Annotated in this window: 3 protein-coding genes; 1 reads left to right on the forward strand and 2 read right to left on the reverse strand. The window is 33.1% G+C overall.

All coding sequences use genetic code 11. From position 1 onward, the window contains the following. A partial coding sequence (locus ABZX02_RS43830; protein WP_355307953.1) for a hypothetical protein occupies positions 1 to 379 on the reverse strand: 379 nt, incomplete at its 3' end. 123 nt (positions 380 to 502) lie between these two features. Between ABZX02_RS43830 and ABZX02_RS43835 the strand changes: the two genes are divergently transcribed. Further along, on the forward strand, positions 503 to 1,177 hold the full coding sequence (locus ABZX02_RS43835) for an IS6 family transposase (RefSeq protein WP_355307955.1): 675 nt from the start codon (positions 503 to 505) through the stop codon (positions 1,175 to 1,177). Positions 1,178 to 1,375: 198 nt separating this feature from the next. Here the strand turns inward: ABZX02_RS43835 and ABZX02_RS43840 are convergent. After that, positions 1,376 to 1,873: LPXTG cell wall anchor domain-containing protein (locus ABZX02_RS43840; RefSeq protein ID WP_355307957.1), on the reverse strand; the 498-nt coding region annotated here is incomplete at its 5' end.

The raw sequence follows: 1,873 nt of genomic DNA on the forward strand, positions 1-1,873 counted from the left end.
TATCTTTAGGATCCCCTTTTATATAATACATTCCTACTGCAGACAGATGTTTTGTAGTTGTTATATTTTCAACATCGATATGCATTTTACTATCAAATATATGTAACTGATGATGATTATCTCTTTGATTAAGTAATCTTTTTTCATTTGTATTAAAAAGAATACGATTATCGTTGAAATATGTAACTTTAGTTAAACCAACATGATGATTTTTGGCAATTTTATTAAAGTATTGAGGCGCATCCCGAGTATGTTTCTTTTCTTTTCCCGGAACATTATAAACGAAATGATCATGGTCTTTTATGATGGTTTGATAAAAAGAAAGGTTTTTCGCCGAGTTTGCGATGCCTAAACTGAATATCAACGTGATTGAGACCAATAAAAATAATAATAATTTTTTCATATGTATAAATACCTTTCATAGCATGAATTAAGACAGAAAATTCGGTTCTGTTGCAAAGTTGAATTTATAATATAATTTTAACAAAAAGGAGTCTTCTGTATGAACTATTTCAGATATAAACAATTTAACAAGGATGTTATCACTGTAGCCGTTGGCTACTATCTAAGATATGCATTGAGTTATCGTGATATATCTGAAATATTAAGGGAACGTGGTGTAAACGTTCATCATTCAACGGTCTACCGTTGGGTTCAAGAATATGCCCTAATTTTATATCAAATTTGGAAGAAAAAGCATAAAAAAGCTTACTACAAATGGCGTATTGATGAGACGTACATCAAAATAAAAGGAAAATGGAGCTATTTATATCGTGCCATTGATACAGAGGGACATACATTAGATATTTGGTTGCGTAAGCAACGAGATAATCATTCAGCATATGCGTTTATCAAACGTCTCATTAAACAATTTGGTAAACCTCAAAAGGTAGTTACAGATCAGGCACCCTCAACGAAGGTAGCAATGGCTAAAGTAATTAAAGCTTTTAAACTTAAACCTGACAGTCATTGTACATCGAAATATCTGAATAACCTCATTGAGCAAGATCACCGTCATATTAAAGTAAGAAAGACAAGATATCAAAGTATCAATACGGCAAAGAATACTTTAAAAGGTATTGAATGTATTTACGCTCTATATAAAAAGAACCGCAGGTCTCTTCAGATCTACGGATTTTCCCCATGCCACGAAATTAGCATCATGCTAGCAAGTTAAGCGAACACTGACATGATATATTAGTGGTTAGCTATATTTTTTACTTTGCAACAGAACCATGTATAAAATATGAATAATCGATAATCCAAACAACAAGGGACAAACGCTGTCATTTCAGCGTTTGTCCCCTTTCTTTTGTCGTTATCTTCTATACACCTTATTTAATAGTTAACAATGATTGTAAAGATTTATATTTTATTATTCATTTGTTTTACGTTTGCGATTAACAAATAATGTCGCAAGTCCGCTTAAACCTAATATACTTGCAATGCTAGCTAATAAGCCCTTGTTTTCTTGGTTTTCTTCACCTGTTTCAGGAAGTTCATTTGCACTGTGTTCAGTTTTTTCGCCATGTGTTACTTCTTTTTTATCTGGTGTTGTTTCAGTTGTGCTTGTTGTTATTGTTTTTGGAGTTTCAGTTGATTCCGAAGCAGAACCTTGACCATAACCTTGACCATAACCATGTGCATGTGTCATAGCTGGTGTCATTGTAGCAGCTGTAATGGGTGCTACTGGACTTTTGCCATTGTGTTTACCGTCTTTTGATGTTGTATTGTGATTGCCTTTATTGTCAGTGTCTTTAGATGGTTCTGATTTTGAATCACCTTGACCATCATCTTTACCTTGGTGGTGATCATCTTTGTCAGATTGATCTGGTTTTTTAGTATCATCATCTTTTGAACCTTTGTGATGATC

Source organism: Lentzea sp. NPDC003310, from assembly GCF_040610935.1.
GTDB lineage: Bacteria > Actinomycetota > Actinomycetes > Mycobacteriales > Pseudonocardiaceae > Lentzea.

Bases quoted from the DNA above. Each gene is read 5' to 3' on its own strand.
- ABZX02_RS43835 (WP_355307955.1), top strand. From the start codon at position 503: ATGAACTATTTCAGATATAAACAATTTAACAAGGATGTTATCACTGTA.